This is a genomic window from Rickettsia honei RB (assembly GCF_000263055.1).
GTDB lineage: Bacteria > Pseudomonadota > Alphaproteobacteria > Rickettsiales > Rickettsiaceae > Rickettsia > Rickettsia rickettsii.
This window is the reverse complement of sequence record NZ_AJTT01000001.1, coordinates 313,478-329,614: the sequence shown is the minus strand read 5'-3', so window position 1 is coordinate 329,614 and position 16,137 is coordinate 313,478. Positions and strand designations below refer to the sequence as shown.

Here is a 16,137-nt window from a genome sequence, read left to right as displayed (position 1 = left end):
CAATTACTTAAGTAATTGACGAAGCAATCCAGTTAAAAAATTCTGACTTACAGAATTTTTTATTATTTTTTCTGGATTGCCACGCTCCTTTCAGTCGCTCGCAATGACAGCTCAGCATCCAGCTAGGCAACGCTCATAGACGGGAATGACATTTATACCATCCATAATACAAAGGAATACCAAAGATAGTAAAAGAACTAGCTATAATCAGAGTTTTAACAGGTGTTTCATAGATAACCCATGCACAAAAGATAATCGATATTATAGCTATAAGTAAATAATAATAAGAAAAATTTTCTTTTGAGCTAAAAATCACCTTTAAAAAAGCTAAGCTACAAATTAAATAGACGAATAAGAATGTGATTGCCGAGAAATCTATTATTTGTGTAATCTGTTTGGCAAAATTATCATTTGCCGTAAAGACTAATAAAGGCACAATGCCAAGGCAGCTTACAATAATTCCGTGAGTTGGAGCGTTATTGCTATTTTTCTTAGCAAAAAATTTCGGTAATAAACCATCTTCTGCAAGCCCAAGAGCTATCTGTCCGCTAGTTAGCACCCAAGCATTGAGCGTACCTATACATATAATCGAGGCTATAACCGTAATTACGCTTGACCATTTACTTCCGAATAATAATGAAGCGGCATCGGCATAAGGAGCTTTAGCACTGACAAGTTCAGAAGCAGGGATTAATCCCATTATACCTATGCTATTAATAATATATAACACTGCTACGCAAAAAGTTCCAACTATTATGGCTCGTGGAATGGTTTTTGCCGGATCTTTTACCGCACCTGCTGTGGTAGTTGCACATTCTATGCCGATAAATCCCCAAAAAGTAAGAAGTACAACTCTTCCCATAATGCTCGGAATGCTTAAATTCTCTACTTCCTCGGCAATAGTTATATTATCTATATTAAAATGTGATAAAGCACAGAAACCTACTATAAGCAATGGAACAAATTTTAAGAGAGTTAAATAAAACTCTGCTTTTCCTGCTACTTCAGGACCTTTTAAATTTAAAACCATAATAGCACCTAATAATATGATCTGTAATATTAAGTCTAAAATCGCTTGTGATTTAAAAAAAGGCGTTAGATAACCTATTGCCGAAATGACTACTATACTTGTACTGACAAAGGATATAACCCAGTAAGTCCAACCGGTGAAAAAAGCTATTGTATCCCCGAAATTTTCCTGTACATAAACGTGCGGACCTCCTGTTTTAGGAAATTTTGCACAAAGGGTAGAAAATACAAGTGCTATACTCATAGCACCGAATAATGAAAGTACCCAGCCCCAAATGCTGTATATACCGAACGGTGCTAAACTTAACGGCAATATAAAAACGCTAGTACCGATTTGACTGCCGGTTACTAAGGCAAAAACCGCCCAGAAACCTAATTTTTGTGACATATTAATCTAATTTAAAGAAACAGCTTTAACATAGCTGAAATAATGATTTTTAGCAATAGTTAAAACTACTATAATTATTTTACTCTTGATTTCTAAAACAAAAGATTGATAGCTTTTTAAGCTATCAAAAATAATCTTAGGAATTAATATGCCAAATCGCGCCGCTAAAGTTTATACAGTGAAATCAGGAGATGTATCAAAAATTTCACAAAATTATGATACTCCTGTTCAGGATTTAGTTAAATATAATTTAACTTGCTCTGTAGCAGAATCTTTAATACCGTTATTTAATTGCGTTAAAACCTTTTTGTGATTAAATAGCAAACTTTCTTTTAAAGGTATTTCCGTATAGGGTTCTAAAGTAATTTGTCCTTTTTTACTATTGCTTCTAGAATAGACTTTTTATCATTTTCGATATCAGCATCTCTCATAAGTCTAATTTCAGACCTTCTTTCCTTTTCTTCTGTATTAAGCGGAGAAAAGAAATCAATTCTTTCCTCTAGTGCTTTTCGTAAGCTTTCAATATTAGGTGAAGGATAAGAGAATATTTTAAATATTTTATTATAAACCCAGTTAAACATATTTTAAAACCTTTATTGATTCTAAAGTGTTACACGCTAAAAGATTTGCCGCAGCCGCAATTAGCTTTTTCGTTAGGATTGGTGAAAGTGAATTGGGATTTGAATTTAGTCTCTACATAGTCCACTTCAGAACCTAGAATATACATTAATGCCTTTGGGTCGATTAGTATCCGTACGCCCTTTTCTTCAACTACTTCATCGAATTGATTTTTACTATCGGCATATTCCACGTAATAAGTCTGACCGGCACAACCGCCTGACTTAACCCCTACCCTAATACCAAAGGTAGGCTTGGCGCGTTTTTCTATTAGCAATTTTACTTGCTTTGCAGCAGAATCGGTTAATGAAATAACATTTTTCATATTTTAAGAGTCTTTGTTGCTTTCTTTTTTCTGTTTGTAATCGGCTATAGCTGCTTTTATTGCATCTTCAGCAAGTAGTGAGCAATGTAATTTGACCGGTGGAAGTGACAATTCTTTTGCTATTTCGGTATTTTTAATAGTCTCGGCATCTTCTACCGATCTTCCTTTAACCCACTCCGTTACTAAAGAACTTGAAGCAATAGCTGAACCGCAGCCGAATGTTTTAAATTTAGCATCTGTAATAATCCCGTCATCATCAACTGCGATTTGTAACTTCATAACGTCACCGCAAGCAGGAGCTCCAACTAGTCCTGTACCAACATTTTTATTTTCTTTATCAAGCGATCCAACATTACGAGGATTTTCATAATGATCTATCACTTTTTTGCTATAAGCCATTGTTATTCTCTAAAATTTGGTTTTGTATGTTATACTTGCGTGAATACCTGAGCCGTCATTGCGAGGAAAAACTGCAAGTTTTGACGAAGCAATCTCAGGATATTTGACAAGATTGCCACGCAGCCTACGGCTTGCTCGCAATGCCGATATTCTCAATGTACAGCCCATTTAATCTTTTTCAAGTCAATTCCCTCTTGCATCATTTCCCAAAGAGGGCTTAATTCCCTTAGTTTATCGATTTTTGAGCATATTAAATTTACTGCGTAGTCAACTTCCTGCTCGGTAGTAAATCTACCTATGCCGAACCTAATTGCAGTATGGGCAAGCTCTTCACCGATTCCCATAGAACGTAAAACATATGACGGCTCTAAAGAGGCAGAAGTACAAGCAGAACCGGAGGAAACCGCTAAATCTTTAATGGCAAGGATCATTGATTCTCCTTCAACTCCGGCAAAGCTTAAATTTAAATTACCTTTATATCTTTGATTTTTATCGCCATTTAAATAAACTTCTGAAATTCGCTTATGTATATTATTTAAAAATCTGTCGAATAAGTAATTTACGTGCTTAGTATCTTTTTCCATCTCACTATACGCTATTTCAGCAGCCATGCCAAGCCCTACGATTAAAGGAGTCGGTAGCGTACCTGAACGCATACCTCTCTCCTGCCCGCCACCGTTTATGAGCGGTGTAACACGCACACGAGGTTTTTTCCTTACATATAATGCACCTATTCCTTTCGGACCGTAAATTTTATGCCCTGAGATACTGGCAAGATCAATATTAAATGCGTTAACATCAATTGGAATTTTACCAAAACCTTGAGCAATATCGGAATGAAAAAAAACGCCCTTTTCACGGCAAATTTCCCCGATTTCCTTTAAAGGCTGAACAACACCTATTTCATTATTAACCACCATAACTGAAACTAACATAGTCTGATCGGTAATGGAATTTTTTAGAGTTTCTAAATCGATTATTCCATTTGGCTTAATCGGTAAGTATGTGATTTTTATACCTTCTTGCTCTAAATGCCTGCAAGCATCAAGTACGCATTTATGTTCACTGACTACGGTAATAATATGATTCTTTTTATTGCTGTAAAATTTTGCTATTCCCTTTATTGCAAGATTGTTAGACTCAGTTGCACCGGAAGTGAAAATAATTTCTTTAGTATCCGCTCCTATTAACTTTGCTACCATACTCCTTGCCTCTTCAACGGCGTTTTCTGCCTCCCAACCGAAAGAATGGCTGCGTGAATGAGGATTGCCGAACTTGGTAGTAAAATAAGGCAACATTGCCTCCATTACTCTTGGATCTATTGGAGTCGTCGCCTGATAATCCATATATATCGGTAAGGTTAAATTGTTTAATTGTGGGTTCATATGGTTAAATTAATTCATGTTTTGGTATAGTTTAAACAGTCATCGATGTCATTCCTGCGGAAGCGGGAATGACATAAACGGAGCTGTGCAACAACGTAGCTTTTAGCTAGGAATGACATCGTAAATCTCCTCAAAAGCCTCTATAAAAGCCTCTATATCACTTACCGTATTAGTATGGCTTAAAGATATCCTAATCGAAGATTTTGCTTCTTCTTCCCCTACACCCATATTGGTTAATACATGCGATTGAGATATTTTCCCCGATGAACAAGCAGAACCGGAACTTACGCAAATATTATGTAAATCAAACCCGATTAATTTCGCTTGTGCATCCGTATTTGGTATAGTAATTAAGGTAGTATTAGGCAACCTAGCTACGTTATTACTAACAATATTTACATTAGGATATTTTTTTAATTTTTTCTCTAAATTTTCTTGTAACTTTTTGATTTTTATATAATTTTCTGAGATATTGTCTGTCCTCAATGCAGAAGCTAAACCAAATCCTGCAATTGCTAAAACATTTTCAGTGCCTGAGCGTACTGATTTTTCCTGCCCTCCTCCTATAATCATTGGAGTAACTTGAAAATTAGAGCTAGAAATTAAAGCAGCACCACCCTGCCCCCCCCCTATTTTATGCCCTGAAATTGTAGCAAAATCTAATCCTAATGCTTTGATATTTATTGGTATTCTGCCAAAACCTTGCACTAAATCGCTATGAAATTTTGCCTCATATTTTTTAGTTATTTTACCTATCTCAGCTATATCTTGTAAAACTCCGCTTTCATTATTAGCCATTATTATGGAAACTAGTTTTTTACTAGTATTACTTTGAGCTAACAACTCTTCTAAATGTTCTAAATCAACTAGCCCTTGCGTATTAACACTTATAACTTTAATATTTGGAGCGTAGTTTATATGGTTATAGATCGATAAATGTTCAATAGCTGAAATAAAAATATCGCCGTCATAAAAATTTTTCATTATTAAATTATTACCTTCAGTTCCTGATGAAGTAAAAGTAATATCATATTCTCTAGATGATAAGGTTATACCAAGAGCCGTCGCTATTTGTGCGCGTACCGTTTCTATGAGATTCTTAGCAAATCTACCTGAGCTATGTACTGATGAAGGGTTAAGTTCCTTGTCCATTAAACTTATTATGAATTCCTTAACTCTAGGGTCGATAAAAGTAGTAGCATTATGGTCTAAATATATCATATATTTAAATTTGAGTTTAAAGCATCTTTAATTGAGATATTTTCAAAATAATCTCTAATATGTTTACCAAGACCTTGCCATAATTTATGCGAATTACATTTTATTGTATCAGGCACGCAGGTTTTAACTGACTTCTTATAGCAGGTAGTCATTATAAAATTTTCGTTAACGGCGTCCATAATATCGGAAATTTTTATTTCTTCTAGGTTACCGATTAAAATATACCCACCTTTCGATCCTCTAATAGCCTTAACTAGATCAGCTTTTTTAAGTTTAGAAAATATCTGCTCTAAATAGTTAAGCGATATATTTTGTTTTACGGACATTTCATTCAAAGTGACCGGTTCGGCACTTGATTTTGAAGCCATTTCAAGTATTGCCATTACGGCATATCTTCCTTTCGTCGTCAGCATCATATAACCAACCTATTAAAACTTAAAATTGTTTAATATCTACAATACCCAAGTAATTTAGTCAAGTATATAATTATATTATTTAATAAAAAATTAGCTTGTTAATATAAACTAAAATTTAATTGTGTAAAAACTAGTAGCAGTAGAAAAGAAGGAGAGAATATTATAAATAAGTGTTAATCCAACATTACCTAGGGACGTTGTTGCATGGTGCAAAAAACACCTTCGATATCATTCCTAGCTAGAAGCGGGAATCCAAAATTGCTTTGTCATCATCCCGCAAGCTTGTAGCGGGACCCAATTAAATATTTAGTACTTTAAATTATTTTTATGGTCCCAGTGGTCAAGCGAACTAGGTGACATAATGGGTTTTACCAATCCACGCAACAATGCTGGAGTATGACATTTAGCTGGATGCCTGCTTTCGCAGGAATGACATTTAATTATAAATAGTTAATTTATTATCCACGCCCTCTGTTTGTTGTTCTATTTCTAGCTTTAGGTTTTGCAGAAGTAGCAATATTTTTTAAATTAGTTTGGTAATTTTTAATTTTTTCTATTCTTTCCTCTCTTAGTTTTTCATAATGAGTTTTAGCATTTTTTCTGAAACCTACTTTGGTTTCCATATTTTTTACAAAATCAGTAACAAGTATTCGTAGATGCCCTTGAATATCGATTTGACAATTTTTATCTAAAGCACCGGGCATAGTTTCTTGTATTTTTTTACAGCACAGTACATATCTAAAGCTTCAGATTGATAATGACCGCTATATTACGAAGGTAATCAATTTTTCCCTTATCATTTATACCTATAAATCCTGATGCTTCCGCAGGCTTTCCACTTAAAAATGAACCGTGAACAAGTATTTTTAGTATTTGGCAAATATTGATTTTTATGAGTACCCATATAAATTGTTCCATCCTCTCCCATTACAAATGCTTGAACATGATTCATGCTTTTACTTTCTTTACCGATAGTAGAAGCTACTTTACCGTTAGCATCAAGTAATCTTTGAGAGGAGGTATCATAGAATAATTGGTGATTTTTTTTCTTCTGGTCCCATACGTAATATTTTAAATTTATGCCCATCCCATATTTGTTTACCTTGAGCTATTTCTTGAAGATGATGTTCTGCAAGTTTTGGATTTGGATGAACTACTTTAACTCTTACAGAATCTACTATTGCATCGTTTAATTTTCCTAACTCATGTTCCGGTATTAAAGCATGCTTAAATTTCTTTATTAATCTATTCCAATTATCTCTAGCTCTAGTTTTGGGATCTCTAAAAGGTGTATCAATATTTCTTCTGACATCTCCAACTAGATAAACTTTATTATCTTTTTGGACTAAGTTATCTTTGTATAAAGGCTCTCCTTCTTGATTTATAAGTGGACGTTTTCTTGCAATAGCAGCTAATTGACCATCCTTATAAAGAATAATTTTTTCATTACTTAGTCCAAACTTTGAATTAATTTGTATTTTACCCTGATGATTTAAATTACCAATACCGATACCGTCAATATCTGCAATTTGAATATCTCTATTTTTATCAACAAATTTTCTAATTTCTTCAGAATTATTAATAAATTAACCATTATCCTTTAATATTCCTTGTATATCGCCGATAGTATAAGTAAATTCTTCTTTGATTGTTTTTGTGTCCTTTATAAGACCTACTGCAGCGAAAATTTGTTGAAAGAAATTTAGATTGCTCTTTACTTCAACATTTTTTACTCCAATAGCTTCTCGTTCATGAATTACCAATTGATCCGGCTTTAAGTAGCCGCCTTTATCATAAATATTAATTACTCTTCCTCTTATAAGGTCTACTTCTGTTGCTTCTTTATCTTGTGAAAATTCCTTAACTTGCGGCTCTTCTGCAAACCTTACTTTCTTTTTTTTCTTACCCATTTAAATTACCTAAATTTATAAAAAATAACTTTAGGTTTCATTTTAACAATAAAAACTTTTATTTTTTTAATAATAGGTTGTTTTTTTAGTAAATTGAGGATTTAAAATCACATATTATATGATAACTGATTTTTCTTACATATAGTGCGATAGGTTCTTGTTAATTTGCCAAATAGCGACAAATACTAAACAAGTTGTAAACATTTGTAGTAGCTGTAATAATATGCTTAATTCCGGTATTAATATAATAATAACCGGTTGTAATATTATCGGGACTCCGCTTGAAAACATTACTAACCTTATAGAAGTTTGTATTGAAGTTTTAGTAGTAAGTAAATTAGCTAAGCTATATACTAACAAAACTATAATACTTCTCTCTAATAAGAATGTTACAAACCAAAATAATATAATAGCCGGCATACCGAAATAAATAAATAAATTTGGTGCATATAATAAATGATCGGCAAAATATTTTTTTATTATTTCAGGAGTTAAAATTACTTCATTTTGCTTGAATATCTCAGAATAGTTAACAGTACTTGGGAAATTTTTCTTAGTATTGGCTACAATTAAATTTATCTTCAGCTTATTCTCTTCAAGTACAAACGGTATTTTGCTTTTTTCTTTGTTAGAAACTTGATTTTTTGTATCAATGACGACTATTTTATTGTTATTCTTGCTATATAAATATATAGGCTCTACTTCTTCAACTGAAATGTTTGAATTATTATATTTAATTTCCGGTAATTGATTGATAATATATTCAATGTTGGCTGTAACTTTTGATGATTGTATTCCGTTAAAATAATCTTTTAAAGTTATTATGTAATTTAATATAAAAATACAATAAATTATTGATGGAATAAAAGATAAGGTAAATACATATCTTATTCCGTACCCTTGATAGTTTTTATATACATCTTTATAAAACTCTATAGAGCGAATTGATAAATGTAATTGACGGAGTAATGCATTTAATCCTCCTAATATAAATGATAATAAATACATGTATAAGTAATTTATTTAAGTTTTTCAACCTCTTCCTTCTTTAATCCGGTTGAGGTAGCTATTAAATCAGTTTTTACACCAGCTGTGATTAAATTTTTGGCTATATTAATTGTGATTTAAGTATTTTTTCTATTTCTATTATATCATTTTGACCGAGTTTGGTCAAAATGTAGAATAAAATTAACTCTATATAATCAATCCCTATATTAACCTCAGCAAATATAGGTAAAAGGTCTGCTATTTCTTACCATCTCTTTAACAAATTTTGTGTATGAATGTGCTTCACCAAGTATTTTCTGTCAATTTTTCATCAGGAATTTCATGAACATTAATTAGCTGATAATCATTAATCCAAGTAGCTTTTACTAATTCACTATTTTCAAATAATTCCCATAAATTTAAAGGAGCAGTATATTTTTGTATGCCATTATAAAACACTAAAGGATATATGAAAGGAAATTTTGTGTTTTTTAGTACTTTCTATGATATTCAGCAATATTTAACATATACCTAAATAACCGAAAAGCCATATAATAATATTAATATTAACCAATGTCTTAGAAGATAATTAAGGTAATCATAAGCTTTTTAAGCAAGTAGAAAATATGGCTTTGCAGCGTGACTCTCTTGTTGTACTGGTAAAACTACTTATTTCAGTAGAGGAAAATAATAAACGAATACAAAGGCCCGATAGAGTTTTGTGTTATAAATCTTTGAGTATTGAAGGAAATACAGAGTTAATTAATATAACGCATTCTCATTTGTTAGAAATAGATGTTAGTGATCTAACGGCAAGTGCTTTAGCAGAATTGAAATATTGGTTTTCAAATAATTAAACATCAAAAGCTTGAGAAGTGGGGAGCAAAAGTTATAGAAAATATTTCTTATATGAGGCAATTTGCTGAAGAATATAATGATGAACAAATCCCCCAACAGCCTGTTGGAGAAATTCCCTGGGGATATCATATAGTCATTGTCTCAAAAGTTAAAAATCATACTGAAAGGCTTTGGTATGTATGCACACAAAACTATAGAAAACGGTTGGTCACGTAACGTACTAACCTTTCAAATTAAAAGCAATTTATACGCAAGATCAGGAAAAAGTATAAATAATTTTGGACATACTTTACCGGCAATGCAGTCTGATTTAGCAAAATCAATTATAAAAAATCCTTATAATTTAGAATTTCTAGATATTAAAGAAAATATTTTAGAACGAGAACTAGAAAATAAGCTAATAGATAATATTAAGGATTTTTTATTAGAACTCGGTCAAGATTTTGCATTTATAGGTAATCCATACCTATAGAATTAGAAGGAGAGGATTATTACTTAGATTTAGTTTTTTATCATGTTAAACTTAAATGCTATGTTGTTATTGAATTAAAAACGGGTAAATTTAAACTTAAATTAACCGAAGAATTTACCTACTAAATTAAAAAGCTATTTACCTAGTCCAAAAGATTTAGCTAGGTTAAAGAAACGAAGAGAAAAAGGATAATTATGAGTAGTGTAAATATTAGTTTAGCAACTCCTGATAATATTACAAATATTTTACCTTTGATGGCTCAACTTGGCTATCCTTCTAGTTCAGAAGAATTAATAGCACGTTTTAAGAATTTTATAAATCGTGAGGGGTATGGTGTTGCTTTAGCTAGTTTAGATAATAAAATAGTTGGATTTATTGCTTGGTCTAAATCGCTGCTTTTCGCCTCAGATAAAACTAGAATTCATATTGAAGCTTTAGTTATTGATGAGAATTATCGGGGAAAACAAATAGGTAAAAAGCTTATGGAATATTTAGAAGAAATAGCAAAAAAATATAGCCTCGTAATCGTTGATTTTACTTCTGGTTATCGATGTGCTAAAGACAGTACGCATATATTTTATGAAGTGCTAGGTTATCATAATGCCGGAGAAATGGCTAAATTATATTTAAGAAAAGAGTTATGAAGAATGAATCTGTAAAGAATATACGTTTAACCACTGCAACCGTTGCTGATTACCCTCTAATCCAAAATATGGTACGGTTTTATATATATGATATATCGCGTTATTGTGGGTTTGAATCAGATGAATATGATTGGACATTGCCACGAGATGGTTTATGTGAAGCTGATGATTACAAAAAATATTTTATAGAAACGGATAGGAAAGCCTATTGAATTAAAGTAAATGACGAAATAGCAGGTTTTATATTGCTTAATAAGGTTGGAACGCATTATAAAATCGATTGGAATATGGGGGAATTTTTTATTATAGCAAGATTTCAAAATAAAGGAGTTGGTAGGCAAGTAGCTAAGCAAATTTGGCAAATGCATAAAAGATTATGGGAAGTTGCGGTTATTCCTGAAAATAAGCCGGCATTAATATTTTGGCGGAAAGTCATTAACGAATTTACCAAAGGTAATTTATCTTGAGGAAATTAAACTTGTTCAAATGAGTGATTATAAGGCCGAAAGAGTTATTTTTGAATTTGGTGCCAATATATTATGAATATAAATTTTACTACAACCTAATCTCTGCTTTTGCTAAATCTTTTAAAGTGCGTGATCCGGTGCATAGCATGGTAATTTTAAGCTGCTCGATTATCAATTGTATCTCTTCGGAAAGCAAGCTTTCAGAAGTATCTGCCGCTTTTAAAAATTGACCGGCAAGTCCAAAAATATTAGCTCCTATACGAATTGCTTTTGCACCGTCAATGCCGGATTTTAACCCGCCACTGGTAATAATCGGAATATCTTTTGAAACTTCCCGTACCATTTTTAGAGAATCTAAAGTCGGGATTCCCCAGTTAATAAAGCTACTAGCTATACGGTTTTGTAACGAATTTGTAGCACGATAAGCCTCTACTTGACTCCAAGATGTCCCACCGCTCCCTGCAATATCAAGAACCTTAACCCCTGCGTCAATAAGACTCTCAGCAACTTTTTTAGATAAACCGTATCCTACTTCCTTAACAATTACCGGAATAGAGAGGTAATTAACCACTTCTCTTATCTTAGGTAACAGCTTTTCCCAGTTTCTATTACCTTCCGGCTGAGTCAGTTCCTGTAACACGTTTAAGTGTAAAATTAAGGCATCGGCTTTAATAGCATCCACTAAATACTGACATTCTTTAGGTGTCACTCCGTAATTAAGCTGTACTGCACCGATATTGGCTAGTAAAGGGATATCGGGAGCTATATGCCTTACTGCAAATGTCTTGATTGTATCCGGTTCCGTTAACAAAACCCGCATAGAGCCAAGCCCCATAGCAATACCGGCTTTTTGAGCAACCTGTGCAAGTCTATAGTTAATATCTCTAGCTCTAGTCGTGCCTCCGGTCATACTAGAAATTAGGATAGGTGCTTGTAAAGATTTTCCGAGGAAAGTAGTAGTTGTATTTACGCTATCGTAGTTAATTTCCGGTAATGCATTGTGAATAAAGTGAATAGATTCAAAACCGCTTTTAAGTGTAGATTCAACGTTTTTCGTAAGATTAATTTCAATATGGTCTTGCTTTCTTTCTATATCTAAATTCTGATCTTTTAGCATTTTCTCACTAATTCTTTTTACACTTAATCTATATTAATATATCTAGGTTCTGTGAAGATTTCTAATTGATTTTTTATTTTGAAGTATTTTTTTTTGAATATTATCTAACTTTTTTTGAAAAGCAAAAAGTCCTTAGTTTATGATATGTTTACTGTGTGAAGTATTTATAAATTGAAATAGCAATAAGACATGGTGGAGCCAGGGGGAGTCGAACCCCCGACCTTTTGAATGCCATTCAAACACTCTACCAACTGAGCTATGACCCCAATATAGTCAATTGATTTGGACTCGCCTGCATCGTCATTCGTCGTTCTCCTATTAGTTAGGTTTAACTCCTCGCTTCTGGTGTGCAAATCCCACTGACTTGACTATAACAAATTAATTCTCTTATACTATAATAATAAAACTAAATCTATAAAATTTAATCTTTATTTTGCTAACAATGCCATAGCATCTCTGGAAGACATTATATTATCTACTAATCCAAATTTTTTTGCTTCTTCCGGTGACATGAAATTATCACGTTCCATACTTTTTTCGATATGTTTTAACTCTTGTTCAGTATGTTTACTATACAATTCGTTAAGTAACCTTTTGATTTTTAGGGTTTCTTGAGCGTGGATTTCTATATCGGTAGCTTGCCCTTTATAACCTCCTGATGGTTGATGGATCATAATACGACTGTGAGGTAAACTATAACGCATCCCCTTCTCGCCCCCGCACAGTAAAAGTGAACCCATAGAACAAGCTTGACCTATGCATAATGTAGCCACTTTAGGTTTTATATATTGCATTGTGTCGTAAATTGCAAGACCTGCGGTTACAACTCCTCCGGGGGAATTGATATACATATATATATCTTTTTTAGGATTTTCTGCTTCAAGAAACAATAATTGTGCAACAATTAAGTTTGCCATATGATCTTCAACAGTACTACATACAAAGATTATACGTTCTTTTAGCAATCTTGAATATATATCATAAGCACGTTCACCGCGTGATGTTGGTTCAATTACTATCGGTACATACGACATTAATATTTTCTCCTGAAATTGATTAATTAAATAGTTTTTCGTCATTACGAGGAGGTTATTTTAATAACCGACGTGGCAATCTCATGAAGTAGCATAGAACTCCTGAGATTGCTTCGTTGAAACTTACAGTTTCTCCTCGCAAGGACTTATAGATTATTACTTCTTATCTTCTAAAGCACTAGCAAGTATATCTCCCATATTGGTAGTATTATCACTAGAACCATATTCTTTGAGAGCTTTTTGACGTTCTGCTATTTTATGAGCTTTTACCGATAATAAAATTCTACCGGTTGATTTCTCGATAGAAACAACTTTTGCTTCTATTTCTTTGTCTATTTGAAACATTTCAGGCTTCTGCTCGTCTTTTTCATCCGATAGTTCAGTTCTTTTAATAAAACCTGCTACTTTATCGTTTAATAATACTTCGAGTCCTTCATCTTTAACTTCTGTTATAAGGGCTTTAACTATGGTGCCTTTTTTATATTCATCACTGATTTCTTGATATGGATTCGGCGACAATTGTTTTATACCTAAACTAACTTGTTCTTTTTCAATATTAATGGCTAGAACTTTGCATTCTATTTCGTCACCTTTTTTGTATGATTTTAATAGATCCGTTCCTTTATCTTCCCAGCTAATATCACCTTCATGAATCATGCCGTCCATATTATTACCGAGTGCAACAAAAATACCGAAATCCGTAATATTTCTAATCGGTGCTTTAATTATAGTACCGACAGGATTATTTTCAGCGAACTTTGTTAAAGGATTTTCTTGGCATTGTTTAATACTTAAAGAAACACGATGCTTTTCAGTATCGACCTCTAAAACTACGAATTCTACTTCTTGCCCTATAGTTAGCGTTTTTCTAGGATTTTGATTAGATTTTAACCAACTAATTTCGCTTGAATGAACAAGTCCCTCAAGCCCGTCTTTTAATTCTATAAATACGCCGTAATCAGCAAAATTTGTAACTTTACCGGTCATTTGTTTACCGACGGGGAATTCTTCTTTAATTGCTTCCCATGGGTTAGAATCAAGTTGTTTTATACCGAGTGATATTCTTTTGGTTTTTTCATCAAACTTAATAACCATTACTTTAACCTTTTGGTTAAAGTCTAACACTTCTGAAGGATGGTTAACTCTTCCCCAAGAAATATCGGTTAAATGTAATAAACCGTCAACACTTCCAAGATCGATAAACGCACCGTAATCAGTAATATTTTTTACGGTTCCTTCTAATACCATGCCTTCTTTAATTTTAGATAGCATCTCATCTCTAGCTTCGGAACGTGATTCTTCTAAAATAGCTCTTCTTGAAACTACTATATTACCAAGCTTTTTATCCATACTTAAAATTTTAAACGGTTGCTTGATATTCATTATAGAAGTAGGATCTTTAATAGGTCTAACGTCAACTTGGCTTCCCGGTAAGAATGCTACTACACCGGATAAATCCACGGTAAAGCCTCCTTTTACACGACCGAAAATCGTACCGTCGACAAATTCGCCCTTGGAACACATAATTTCTAGTTGTCCCCATAATTCTTCTTTAACTGCTTTTTCACGGCTCAATATTGTTCTGCCGTTACGTCCTTCAATTTTCTCGATGAAAACTTCAACTACGTCCCCAACTTCAGGTAAAGCTAAAAATTCAGACTTAGGTATTCTACCTTCATTTTTTAATCCAACGTCAACAATAATTATATCGTTTTTTATTTCGATTACTTGACCTTTAACTACCGTTTTTTCTTTTATATGACTTGTATCAACGGTTTCAAGCATTTTAGAGAAATCTTCTGCAAATTCGTGATTCATTGCTGCAAGTTGTGGAACAAATCGTTGTTTTAGTTTTATTGACATATTCTTCTCGTAATATTAGCTAAAGTGCCTAGGCTAATAAAATTTTTTTGAAAGGTTAATAAAATTGGATGCTCTTGCATGGCTAAAAAAAGCGTTCTATGTCATTCCCGCGTAGGCGGGAATCCAGAAAAAGCGAAATTGAGCTTTTAATATTAATCCAGTGTTTTTTTACCTTTTAGTTACTGAATTCCCGCCTACGCGGGAATGACATACTAGCCATGCAATAACGCCATAAAATCGAATAAAATAACCTAGCACTTTTTCAAGTTATTTTATTCTTTATATAATTTGTTACTTCTTCTACGACTTCCATAGCCGAAAGCTTTGAAGTATCGATAATTAAAGCATCTGAAGCCGGTAATAACGGTGCAGCTTTTCGCTCTTTATCTCTTTTATCTCGCAAAATTATTTGCCGTAAAATCTCATCGAGTATACATGTTTTTCCTTTTGCTTGCAACTGCTTATATCGTCTTTCAGCCCTAATTTGAGGATTTGCGGTTATAAAAATCTTTAAATCGGCGTCAGGTGCAACAACGGTGCCTATATCCCTACCCTCCATAATCATTCTAGGTGTTGTTTTTACTAGATTAATCAGGTATTTGTTTAGATTATTTCTAATTTCACTTATTACGGCAATTTGCGATGCTATATTTCCTATATTCTCATTCTCTAAGTCAAAATTATTGTCGAGTTTTAATTCTTTAGATAAAGCAATTACCGCATCTATATCAGTGACATCTATTTTTTGACTAATACAGTCAAACGCAAGCTGCCTATAAACAATACTTGACTGAAAATATTTAAGAGAAAATTTCTTGGCTAGTATTAAACCGATAGTCCCTTTACCTGAAGCAGCAGGACCGTCAAGAGAAATAGTGAAATTTTGAGAAATATCAAAGGCTTTAGTTTTTAAATCCACCATAAAATTATAGACTAAATAATAAAATATTATAAATAATGGAAATAAAGCTTGAAATCTAGTACATTAATGAATTTTTTAAAAA

The 16,137-nt window shown here is 32.8% G+C and carries 22 protein-coding genes, 1 tRNA gene and 2 pseudogenes; 7 read left to right on the top strand and 18 right to left on the bottom strand.

Going from position 1 to position 16,137, the window contains the following annotated elements; all coding sequences use genetic code 11:
• Window positions 1–6: 6 nt before the first annotated feature.
• Together WSW_RS1000000112755 and WSW_RS0101970 are read right to left on the bottom strand one after the other, a co-directional pair.
• Window positions 7–118 (bottom strand): annotated as a pseudogene (locus WSW_RS1000000112755) (lytic transglycosylase domain-containing protein); the annotation flags it as partial.
• Between the two features lie 15 nt (window positions 119–133).
• On the bottom strand, window positions 134–1,417 hold the full coding sequence (locus tag WSW_RS0101970; protein WP_016916867.1) for an APC family permease: 1,284 nt from the start codon (window positions 1,415–1,417) through the stop codon (window positions 134–136).
• A 148-nt stretch (window positions 1,418–1,565) separates the two neighbouring features.
• Between WSW_RS0101970 and WSW_RS1000000112750 the strand changes: the two genes are divergently transcribed.
• Window positions 1,566–1,730, top strand: a complete 165-nt coding sequence (locus tag WSW_RS1000000112750) for a LysM peptidoglycan-binding domain-containing protein (RefSeq protein WP_016916866.1) — start codon at window positions 1,566–1,568, stop codon at window positions 1,728–1,730.
• Window positions 1,731–1,773: 43 nt separating this feature from the next.
• On the opposite strand, the gene WSW_RS0101960 is transcribed toward WSW_RS1000000112750, so the two are convergent.
• From WSW_RS0101960 to WSW_RS1000000112735, 11 genes are all read right to left on the bottom strand, one after another.
• The gene (locus WSW_RS0101960) at window positions 1,774–1,998 is read right to left on the bottom strand and encodes a hypothetical protein (protein ID WP_016916865.1); all 225 of its coding nucleotides are present in this window, start codon (window positions 1,996–1,998) and stop codon (window positions 1,774–1,776) included.
• 29 nt (window positions 1,999–2,027) lie between these two features.
• A complete protein-coding gene (locus tag WSW_RS0101955) occupies window positions 2,028–2,360 on the bottom strand; it encodes an iron-sulfur cluster assembly accessory protein (protein ID WP_016916864.1) in 333 nt (110 codons plus the stop codon).
• Window positions 2,361–2,363: 3 nt separating this feature from the next.
• Window positions 2,364–2,759, bottom strand: coding sequence for a Fe-S cluster assembly scaffold IscU (gene iscU / locus WSW_RS0101950; protein ID WP_016916863.1), 396 nt, complete (start codon window positions 2,757–2,759; stop codon window positions 2,364–2,366).
• A 152-nt stretch (window positions 2,760–2,911) separates the two neighbouring features.
• Window positions 2,912–4,144, bottom strand: coding sequence for an IscS subfamily cysteine desulfurase (locus tag WSW_RS0101945; RefSeq protein WP_016916862.1), 1,233 nt, complete (start codon window positions 4,142–4,144; stop codon window positions 2,912–2,914).
• 102 nt (window positions 4,145–4,246) lie between these two features.
• Window positions 4,247–5,365 carry a cysteine desulfurase family protein gene (locus tag WSW_RS0101940; protein ID WP_016916861.1) on the bottom strand — a complete coding sequence of 373 codons (1,119 nt, stop codon included), beginning with the start codon at window positions 5,363–5,365 and terminating at the stop codon, window positions 4,247–4,249.
• Window positions 5,362–5,781 (bottom strand): Fe-S cluster assembly transcription factor, encoded by a 420-nt coding sequence (locus tag WSW_RS0101935; RefSeq protein WP_012150915.1) that lies wholly within the window; start codon window positions 5,779–5,781, stop codon window positions 5,362–5,364. Before WSW_RS0101935 ends, WSW_RS0101940 begins: the two co-directional genes overlap by 4 nt.
• Window positions 5,782–6,239: 458 nt before the next feature.
• The gene (locus WSW_RS0101930) at window positions 6,240–6,485 is read right to left on the bottom strand and encodes a hypothetical protein (protein WP_016916860.1); all 246 of its coding nucleotides are present in this window, start codon (window positions 6,483–6,485) and stop codon (window positions 6,240–6,242) included.
• 92 nt (window positions 6,486–6,577) lie between these two features.
• Window positions 6,578–6,868: a hypothetical protein gene (locus WSW_RS1000000112745; protein ID WP_016916859.1), complete on the bottom strand. Its 291-nt coding sequence runs from the start codon at window positions 6,866–6,868 to the stop codon at window positions 6,578–6,580.
• A 499-nt stretch (window positions 6,869–7,367) separates the two neighbouring features.
• The gene (locus WSW_RS1000000112740) at window positions 7,368–7,691 is read right to left on the bottom strand and encodes a hypothetical protein (RefSeq protein WP_016916858.1); all 324 of its coding nucleotides are present in this window, start codon (window positions 7,689–7,691) and stop codon (window positions 7,368–7,370) included.
• A 135-nt stretch (window positions 7,692–7,826) separates the two neighbouring features.
• Window positions 7,827–8,699: a DUF1189 family protein gene (locus WSW_RS0101915; protein WP_012736814.1), complete on the bottom strand. Its 873-nt coding sequence runs from the start codon at window positions 8,697–8,699 to the stop codon at window positions 7,827–7,829.
• A 282-nt stretch (window positions 8,700–8,981) separates the two neighbouring features.
• The gene (locus WSW_RS1000000112735; RefSeq protein WP_016916857.1) at window positions 8,982–9,137 is read right to left on the bottom strand and encodes an Rpn family recombination-promoting nuclease/putative transposase; all 156 of its coding nucleotides are present in this window, start codon (window positions 9,135–9,137) and stop codon (window positions 8,982–8,984) included.
• Between the two features lie 167 nt (window positions 9,138–9,304).
• Between WSW_RS1000000112735 and WSW_RS0101905 the strand changes: the two genes are divergently transcribed.
• From WSW_RS0101905 to WSW_RS0101885, 6 genes and pseudogenes are all read left to right on the top strand, one after another.
• Window positions 9,305–9,535, top strand: a complete 231-nt coding sequence (locus WSW_RS0101905; RefSeq protein ID WP_016916856.1) for a hypothetical protein — start codon at window positions 9,305–9,307, stop codon at window positions 9,533–9,535.
• Window positions 9,536–9,587: 52 nt separating this feature from the next.
• Window positions 9,588–9,752 (top strand): DUF1016 N-terminal domain-containing protein, encoded by a 165-nt coding sequence (locus tag WSW_RS1000000110280; RefSeq protein ID WP_081497780.1) that lies wholly within the window; start codon window positions 9,588–9,590, stop codon window positions 9,750–9,752.
• Window positions 9,712–10,133 (top strand): annotated as a pseudogene (locus WSW_RS1000000112730) (PDDEXK nuclease domain-containing protein). The gene WSW_RS1000000110280 and the pseudogene WSW_RS1000000112730 overlap by 41 nt, the downstream one beginning before the upstream one ends.
• 69 nt (window positions 10,134–10,202) lie before the next feature.
• Entirely contained in the window at window positions 10,203–10,652 is a 450-nt protein-coding gene (locus WSW_RS0101895; protein WP_016916854.1) for a GNAT family N-acetyltransferase, read from the top strand.
• Window positions 10,649–10,864: a hypothetical protein gene (locus WSW_RS0101890; RefSeq protein ID WP_016916853.1), complete on the top strand. Its 216-nt coding sequence runs from the start codon at window positions 10,649–10,651 to the stop codon at window positions 10,862–10,864. Before WSW_RS0101895 ends, WSW_RS0101890 begins: the two co-directional genes overlap by 4 nt.
• Window positions 10,865–10,897: 33 nt before the next feature.
• Entirely contained in the window at window positions 10,898–11,119 is a 222-nt protein-coding gene (locus WSW_RS0101885) for an acetyltransferase (protein WP_012719761.1), read from the top strand.
• Between the two features lie 88 nt (window positions 11,120–11,207).
• Here WSW_RS0101885 and fni read toward each other — a convergent pair whose 3' ends face one another.
• The 5 genes from fni to cmk form a co-directional block, all read right to left on the bottom strand.
• On the bottom strand, window positions 11,208–12,236 hold the full coding sequence (fni, locus tag WSW_RS0101880; protein WP_012719760.1) for a type 2 isopentenyl-diphosphate Delta-isomerase: 1,029 nt from the start codon (window positions 12,234–12,236) through the stop codon (window positions 11,208–11,210).
• 190 nt (window positions 12,237–12,426) lie between these two features.
• Window positions 12,427–12,502, bottom strand: a tRNA-Ala gene (locus tag WSW_RS0101875).
• Between the two features lie 162 nt (window positions 12,503–12,664).
• The gene (clpP, locus tag WSW_RS0101870; RefSeq protein ID WP_004998361.1) at window positions 12,665–13,270 is read right to left on the bottom strand and encodes an ATP-dependent Clp endopeptidase proteolytic subunit ClpP; all 606 of its coding nucleotides are present in this window, start codon (window positions 13,268–13,270) and stop codon (window positions 12,665–12,667) included.
• A 156-nt stretch (window positions 13,271–13,426) separates the two neighbouring features.
• Window positions 13,427–15,133, bottom strand: a complete 1,707-nt coding sequence (locus WSW_RS0101865; protein WP_016916851.1) for a 30S ribosomal protein S1 — start codon at window positions 15,131–15,133, stop codon at window positions 13,427–13,429.
• A gap of 262 nt (window positions 15,134–15,395) precedes the next feature.
• A complete protein-coding gene (cmk, locus tag WSW_RS0101860) occupies window positions 15,396–16,055 on the bottom strand; it encodes a (d)CMP kinase (protein ID WP_012719757.1) in 660 nt (219 codons plus the stop codon).
• Between the last annotated feature and the right edge of the window lie 82 nt (window positions 16,056–16,137).